Source organism: Streptomyces sp. HSW2009 (assembly GCF_040240285.1).
Taxonomy (GTDB): domain Bacteria; phylum Actinomycetota; class Actinomycetes; order Streptomycetales; family Streptomycetaceae; genus Streptomyces.
Genome location: NZ_JBEHZD010000405.1, coordinates 1 through 7,475, shown reverse-complemented (window position 1 = coordinate 7,475; position 7,475 = coordinate 1). Strand labels below are relative to the sequence as shown.

6 protein-coding genes and 1 pseudogene are annotated in these 7,475 nt (G+C 74.5%); 4 read left to right on the top strand and 3 right to left on the bottom strand.

The features are described from left to right. Positions 1–547: 547 nt before the first annotated feature. The 3 genes and pseudogenes from AAHZ94_RS24690 to AAHZ94_RS24680 all read left to right on the top strand — a co-directional run. Positions 548–1,105: pseudogene (locus AAHZ94_RS24690) on the top strand (MFS transporter); the annotation flags it as partial. A 138-nt stretch (positions 1,106–1,243) separates the two neighbouring features. Continuing rightward, positions 1,244–2,035, top strand: coding sequence for a maleylpyruvate isomerase family mycothiol-dependent enzyme (locus AAHZ94_RS24685; RefSeq protein ID WP_349995316.1), 792 nt, complete (start codon positions 1,244–1,246; stop codon positions 2,033–2,035). A 637-nt stretch (positions 2,036–2,672) separates the two neighbouring features. Continuing rightward, on the top strand, positions 2,673–3,611 hold the full coding sequence (locus tag AAHZ94_RS24680; RefSeq protein WP_349995314.1) for a DUF2797 domain-containing protein: 939 nt from the start codon (positions 2,673–2,675) through the stop codon (positions 3,609–3,611). A 105-nt stretch (positions 3,612–3,716) separates the two neighbouring features. Here AAHZ94_RS24680 and AAHZ94_RS24675 read toward each other — a convergent pair whose 3' ends face one another. The 3 genes from AAHZ94_RS24675 to AAHZ94_RS24665 are packed head-to-tail and all read right to left on the bottom strand — an operon-like array spanning position 3,717 to position 6,391. Continuing rightward, entirely contained in the window at positions 3,717–4,382 is a 666-nt protein-coding gene (locus tag AAHZ94_RS24675) for a response regulator (protein WP_349995312.1), read from the bottom strand. Continuing rightward, positions 4,379–5,629, bottom strand: coding sequence for a sensor histidine kinase (locus AAHZ94_RS24670; RefSeq protein ID WP_349995311.1), 1,251 nt, complete (start codon positions 5,627–5,629; stop codon positions 4,379–4,381). The genes AAHZ94_RS24675 and AAHZ94_RS24670 overlap by 4 nt, the downstream gene beginning before the upstream one ends. Before the next feature lie 57 nt (positions 5,630–5,686). After that, the gene (locus tag AAHZ94_RS24665; RefSeq protein ID WP_349995310.1) at positions 5,687–6,391 is read right to left on the bottom strand and encodes a TetR/AcrR family transcriptional regulator; all 705 of its coding nucleotides are present in this window, start codon (positions 6,389–6,391) and stop codon (positions 5,687–5,689) included. 147 nt (positions 6,392–6,538) lie between these two features. Between AAHZ94_RS24665 and AAHZ94_RS24660 the strand changes: the two genes are divergently transcribed. Beyond that, positions 6,539–7,120 (top strand): nitroreductase/quinone reductase family protein, encoded by a 582-nt coding sequence (locus tag AAHZ94_RS24660; RefSeq protein ID WP_349995308.1) that lies wholly within the window; start codon positions 6,539–6,541, stop codon positions 7,118–7,120. Positions 7,121–7,475: the final 355 nt, after the last annotated feature.

The window sequence follows — 7,475 nt, the reverse complement described above, 5'->3', positions numbered from 1 at the left end:
CAGCGCGGGCAGCGCGGGCAGCGCGGGCAGCGCGGGCAGCGCGGGCAGCGCGGGCAGCGCGGGCAGCGCGGGCAGCGCGGGCAGCGGCGATCTGCCCCGCCTCATGGGCGAAACCGCCCGGGCGGACGCGGATCAGCCGGGCACCGGCCTGGTGGGTGCTTCGCCGACCGCAGCCGGGTCACCCGGGCCACCCGAATCACCCGGTGACCCCGCCCTGGGTGCTGCCGCCACGGGCGCGAGGCTGCCGGCTTCCGGATCGGCGGGTACCGACCCTGCCGACCCCACTCGCCTCACCGACCTCGCTGGTCTCGCAGTGTCCAAGGATCAGCCACCGACTGGGGCAACGCCCTGCCTCGCCTCAACCGAGTACGCGGCTGAGGCCACCGCGCACAGCACCACCCCGACGGCCGACCCCGCCCCACAGGAGGAACCCGCGGCCCGGCCGCGACGTGGAATCCACCGTCCGGGCCGCACCACCGCCCCGCTCCCGGCGGTGGGCACCCCCGGAGACCCGGACGGTGCCGGCGCGGCCGGGAAGACCGTGGCGCGCCGCGTACGCCGTCTGGTGGCCGTCCTCGGGGTGATCGCCCTGTGCACGGCGTACGGGGAAGGCGCGTTGGCCGACTGGGGAGCGCTCCACCTGGAACAGGACCTCGGTGCCTCGCCGGGCGCCGCCGCCACCGGCTATGCGGTCTTCGCGGCGACGATGACCGTGGGCCGGCTGTCCGGTACGGCGCTGCTGGAGCGACTCGGCCCGACGCGTGCGCTGGTGGCCGGCGGCGCGACGGCCGCGGTCGGGATGCTCGTCGGCGCGCTGGCCCCCACGATCTGGCTCGCCCTCGCCGGGCTGGCCGCCACCGGCCTCGGGCTCGCCAACATCTTCCCGGTCGCCATCGAGCGCGCGGGCGCGTTGACCGGCCCCAGCGGCGTCGCCACCGCCTCCACGTTCGGCTACGGCGGCATGCTCTGCGGTCCACCGGTGATCGGCTTCGTCGCCGACTGGTTCTCCCTGTCCGCGGCCCTGACCTCGGTGGCCCTCCTGGCAGCGCTCGCGGCGACCATCGCCCATGCGGCCCGCGGCGCGCTCCATCCCGCGCAACGCTGATCCGCCCCTCACCCTCACCCTCACCCTGTCCCCGGCCCCGGCCCCAGCCCCGGCCCCGGCCCCGGCCCCGGCCCCGGCCCCGGCCCCGATGATCATGATCCAGGCGCGATTGTCAGTGGCGGCTGGCACACTCCGAGCATGGAGACCGCACAGCTCGTCGAGATCGCCCAACGCGAAGGTGCCCTGCTGGCTGACGCCGCGGAGCAGGCCGGGTTGGAGGCCCGTGTGCCCAGTTGCCCGGAGTGGACGGTGCACGACCTCGTCGCCCACACCGGCCGGGTGCACCGGTGGGCCACCGAATTCCTCACCCAGGCCCTGACCGAGCCGCACCGTCCCCCGCAGGACCCGCAGTTGGCGGGGGCCGCGCTGCTGTCCTGGTTCCGCAGTGGGCACGAGGGGCTGGTGCAGGCGCTCCGGGCGGCGCCGGTCGACCTGGAGTGCTGGACGTTCCTGCCGGGTTCGTCGCCGCTCGCCTTCTGGGCCCGTCGCCAGGCCCACGAGACCGCCGTGCACCGGGTCGATGCGGAACTGGCGGCAGGTGGCGGCGTCTCGCCCCTCGCCCCCGAGTTCGCCGCGGACGGCATAGCGGAGTTGCTGACCGGCTTCCACGCGCGGGGGCGCAGCCGGGTGCATGCCCCGCGGCCGAGCGTGTTGCGCCTGGTCGGTACGGACTCGGAGACCCGCTGGGCCATCCGGCTCTCCGCCGACCCGCTGGCCGTGGAGCGCGAGGACCCGTCAGCCACCACGGCCCCGCAGCCCACCGGGCCCGCCGACCAGGGCCAGGACGCCGAGGTGGCCGAGTGCACCTGGACCGGCACGACGGCCGACCTCTACCTCACCCTGTGGAACCGACCGCCCAGCGGCGAGGTACGCACCACGGGCGATGCCTCCATCGCCGCCCTGTGGCGCGAGACGTCGGCGATCGTCTGAGCACGCCGGGCGAGGTCACACCAGGTAGGACCACATCTGGTGTGGCCTCGCCAAGGCCCGCGGCGACGTTCACCAAGCGCGGACGCAAGGACGCCCATGCGCGGGAGCGGGCATGGGCGCGCGCAAGGACAAGGCGGCGGTCCGGGCCCGTCCACGGGGGGAATTCGACAATGGACGACGACACGACGCGACGGCACGCCCGCAACGCCCACCAGCAGGCACGAAGGCCCAGCCGAACCCTGGGACGAGGAACGAGGGGAGACAGCGAGGTGACTCGCCGCACCACACCGCCCCGCGCCCCGTGCCGACGACACGAGCTCGATACGCGGCCGGTCAGCCGGCGCCCGGCCCGGACCGTGCCCCACGACCGTCGCGTACGAACGCCCCACGCAGACCACCCCACCCAGGCCACCCACCCCACCCACACCGACCGGTTGTTGCCACCACATCCCTCCGCTCGCAACCGACCACAGCCGCCGCCCCAACCGTCCGCATCGCCGCCGGCACTCCACACCCGGGCGGACGCCCACAGCCGGCCGGAGCCGCCGCCCCGTCCACCAACGGCGCAGGTCACCTCGGTGCCGCCAGGCCCGGCCGGTCGCCCCGCGGCCCCTGTGGCTCCCCGGGAGGCGCGGCGATGACGGCCGAGCACGCCGCGTCTGGTCGGCCGGTCGACGGAGGCTCGGGGTGGCAGTGTGTAGCGGTGCGCTGGAGCGCGGCGGGAGGTGCCGCGCTGGTGTGGCGCCATCCCGCGCGGGGCGAGCGCGTCTCGCCGCTGCCTCCGGGCCGGCCCCTCGCCTTCACCACCGGCGCGGGCCGAAGCTGCGCCGGGGTGCGGCGTGGTGATCGCCACACGCCGTGTCCCGCGGTCGCGGCGATCTCCCCGACCGCGGTGTCCGCCCAGTGCCCGGAGTGCGCCCGGCTCGACAGGTCGTACTCGGTGGCGGCCGACACCCGCGCCGACGACCCCCGCCCGTACGACGTGTACCTCGCCTGGTTCGGCCCGCAGTGGATCAAGGTCGGCATCACCGCGACCGAGCGCGAGGGCGTGCGCCTGTTGGAACAGGCCGCGCTCTCCGCCACCTTGCTGGGGCGCGGACCGCTGATGGCGGCACGCCGCGCGGAGGCGGTGCTGGGCGCGGCTCTCGCCGTACCCGACCGGATTCCCTACGCGGCCAAGCGCGCGGCCCGGCTCGATCCGCCGCCCGCGGCAGCTCGGGCGGCCGAACTCCACGCGCTCCACGCGCGGGCGCACGCGTTGGCCGCGTTGCCGGATTCGCTGCGCCCCGAGCCCTGTTTCCCCGTGCACCACGACACGGCGTTCGCACTCGATCGGGTACGGGCCGGCGGCCCGGCGGCGCTCGTCCTGCTCGCCCCGCACTGCACGGTCGCCGGAACCGTACAGGCGGTCGTTGGCCCTGACATCCTGCTCCGCGACGTGGAAGGCCGCGGCCTGCTGCTCGACGGGCGCCAACTCGCCGGCTGGCCCCTGGCCGCCGCCGACCCCGCATCCGCCACCACCGCGCCCCTGCGCCCGCCTCCCGCGGAACCCCTCGCACCGGAGGCCCTGTTCTGACCCGGCCCGAAGTTCGGACCCACCCGAAACCGCGGGCCCGGCGAGCCCGCCCGCTCACCCAGGCCAGCACAGGGCGTTCAGCAATCAGCAATCAGCAATCAGCAATCAGCCGAGCCAACCCGGCCGTACGAGGCCCGATTCGTACGCGAGCACCACGAGTTGGGCCCGGTCGCGGGCGCCGAGCTTCACCATGGCGCGGCTGACGTGCGTCTTGGCCGTGAGGGGGCTGACCACCAGGCGGCGCGCGATCTCCTCGTTGGAGAGGCCGATCCCGACCAGTGCCATCACCTCACGTTCGCGTTCGGTGAGTTGGGAGAGCCCGACCGCCGCGGCCGGTTCCTTGGAGCGCGCCGCGAACTCGGCGATCAGCCGCCGGGTCACCCCGGGCGAGAGTAGCGCGTCCCCGGCCGTGACGGCGCGTACGGCACGGAGCAGTTCGTCCGGTTCGGTGTCCTTGACGAGGAACCCCGAAGCGCCGCAGCGAATGGCCTCGAAGACGTACTCGTCCAGTTCGAACGTGGTGAGCATGATGACGCGGACGTCGGCCAGAGTGGTGTCAGCGGTGATCTGTCGGGTGGCGGCCAGGCCGTCGAGGAGCGGCATGCGAATGTCCATGAGGACGACGTCGGGCCGCAGTTGACGCACTTGCCGTACGGCCTCCTCGCCGTCCGCGGCCTCGGCGATCACCTCGACGTCGGGCTGGGCCGCGAGCAACGCCCGGAATCCGGCGCGTACCAGCAGTTGGTCGTCGGCGAGCACGACGCGAATCACGGGGACTCCTCGTTCGGCAGGGGGATGTGGGCCTGGACGCGGAAGCCGCCGTCGGCGCGCGGCCCGGTCTCCACTGTGCCGCCGAACGCGGCGGCCCGCTCCCGCATGCCGACCAGGCCGTTGCCGCCGGAGCCGGCGTCGGCACGTCCGCCGGCGGTGGAGCTGGCCGGACCGTCGTCGTCGATGAGCAGGTGCAGGGCGCGCCGTTCGTAGCGCAGGGTCACGCGGGCGGTGCGCGCCTCCGAATGCCGGATGACGTTGGTCAGCGCCTCCTGCACGATACGGAAGGCGGCCAGGTCGACGCCGGGCGGCAGGCCACTTCGCTGGCCCTCGTGGCGGGTTTCGACCTGTAGTCCGGCGGTGGCGGCCTGCGCGGTGAGCTCGCGGAGCCGGTCGAGCCCCGGCGCGGGTGACCGTGGCGCGCTCCCCGGCGCCCGGAGGCTGTCGAGCACCTGCCGCACCTCGCCGAGCGCCTCCTTGCTGGCGCCCTTGATGGTGGTCAGGGCGGCCCGTGCCTGCTCGGGGTCCTGGTCGAGCAGGGCGAGGCCGACGCCCGCCTGCACGTTGATCACCGAGATGCTGTGGGCCAGTACGTCGTGCAGTTCGCGGGCGATGCGCAGCGCCTCCTCGTCGGCGCGGCGCCGCTCGGCCGCCGCCCGCTCACCGCGCTCCCGTACGACTTGTTCGCGGCGCACGCGGGCGAGTTCGGACAGCGCGAGGATGACCATCACCCAGGCGGCGATGCCCATCTCCTGCCACCAGCCCGCCGCCCCGTCACCGTCCGGCGGCAGCCAGCGGTAGAGCCAGTGGCTGACCAGCGCGTGCGCGAGCCAGCTCAGCCCGACCGCGCCCCAGGCGGCCCGGCGGTGACCTGCGGTGATGGCGGAGAAGCAGGCCAGGGCGACGCTGAAGAAGATCGGCCCGTACGGGTAGCCGGCGGCGAGGTAGACCGTGGCGACGGCGCAGGTGCCGAAGACGGTGACCCGCGGATAGCGGTGCCGGAACAACAGCAGCAGCGGGCCGAGGACCAGTAGCACCACTGCCAGCGGGTCCAGCTCGGCGCGGTCCGGCTGCTGAACGGAGGCGAAGTTGGTGCCGACGAGCTGGAAGAACGCGAGGCCGAGCGAGGACAACCAGGGCAGCCGCCCGGATGGTGGGGCCGACCACGGCCGCCACGGCGGGCCCTCGTCCGCCCACGGGCCGGGCGGTTGCGCTGCGCCCACCGGGTGGACTCGTTCCGTGCTCATGCCGCAACGCTAGACGCCGCAAAGCTGCGGCGCGTCAGCCAGCCGCGGTGCGCTCCGCTACTCCCCGGGGAGTATGCCGAGCTGCCGGCCCAGACCGGCGGTCGCCTGGTCGAAGAACACGTCCCGCGCCTCGACGACATGGTTGAACTGGCCGAACACCTCAAAGCTGACCAGCCCGAAGAGCTGCGCCCAGGTCGCGGTGAGGCCGGCGACCGTCGGCGCCGGCAGGTCGATGCCCAGGACGTCCGCGAGCCGCTGGGCGTCATCGCGCACCGGCTCGGGCGCAGTGGACTCGGCGACCTCCTGGAGCTCACCGGCCTCATGCGCCTCACGGAGCACGGCGATGAGGGCGAGGGCGACGCGGGCGGCGGGCCCCGTGGTGTCCTGGGGGGCCCGGTAGCCCGGCACGGGAGAGCCGTAGATCAGGGCGTACTCGTGCGGATGGGCCAACGCCCAGGTGCGTACGCCGCGGCACACGGACTGCCAGCGGCTTGCGGGCGCATCGTCGACGGTCGCGGCGAGCGCGCGCTCGGCCGCCTCGCCCAGCGCGTCGTACGCGTCGATGATCAGCTCGGTCAGCAGGTCGTCCCGGCTGGGGAAGTAGCGGTAGAGGGCCGAGGAGACCATGCCGAGCTCCCGGGCGACCGCGCGGAGCGAGAGCTTGGCCGCGCCCCCTTCTGCGAGCTGTCGCCGCGCCTCGTCCTTGATCGCGGCGGTCACTTCGTCACGGGCCCGTTCCCTGGCCCCCTTAATCGCGCTCATGGGGCCAGTCTGCCATTCCTCCAGAGCACCAGCCGAAAAAGAGAGCACTGCTCTTGCTTGAGAGCATCGCATCGTGCACACTGATCCCAAGTGAGAGCACCGCTCTCCCCGCTCTGCGTCCCGCACGCTTGATGGAAGAGGTTCGCCATGACGCACTACTCCAAGCCGAACTGGTTCGAGGCCCGCGTACTCAGCGGCAGCATCGCCTGGCTGGCCCGGCGGGGCGTGTCGCTGTTCGGCAGTGCGGAGCTTTCGGTGCGCGGCCGGACCAGCGGCGAATGGCGCAGCGTGCCGGTGAACCCGCTCCCCCTGGATGACACGCACTATCTGGTGTCCGCCCGGGGCACCACGCAGTGGGTGCGCAACATGCGGGCTGCGGGCGGCGGGCAGCTCAGGAAGGGGCGCCGGGTGCAGCCGTTCACGGCGATAGAACTGCCCGAGGGCGCGGAGAAGATCCACGTGCTGCGGACCTACCTCACGCGCTGGGGCTTTGAAGTCGGCAAGTTCTTCGACGGCGCGACCGGCACCTCAAGCGATGCGGAGCTGGCCGAGATCGCCGCCCACCACCCGGTCTTCACCATCAGCTTCACGGACGGCGAACCATGCACCGCACACCCCCGTCAGCAGGCGTCCACCGCGGGCACATCCGACTCCCCCGCCCACGGCGAGCAGCCCTTTGCGCACACCGCCCCGGACGACCGTGCGGCGACGGGCGTGGCACGCGGCTGACCCGCTGCGCGACCCGGGCCAGCCAGTGGGCAGGTCTGGTGCTCTCCCGGTGGCACCGCCCCGCCGCTCCCCCAGCAGAGCGGCCCGACATCCCGGCGCCCCATCGCGCCCACTCCGATGCCCCCAGGTGGCGCCCCGCTCGCCCAGGGGACGGCACGGCCGGCGGCGGGCGAGCCGCCCAGGACCACGTTCCGCACTTCCCGGCACCGGCCGGGTCGAGGGAGCGGCCCCCCGCGCCCGGGGGCCCCGGCGCCCCCCCCCCCCGGGGGGGCCCGGGGGGGGGGCCCCCCCCCCCCCCCCGGCGCGCCGGGGGGGGGGGGGGCCCCCCGGCGCGGGGCCCGGGGGGGTTGAAAAA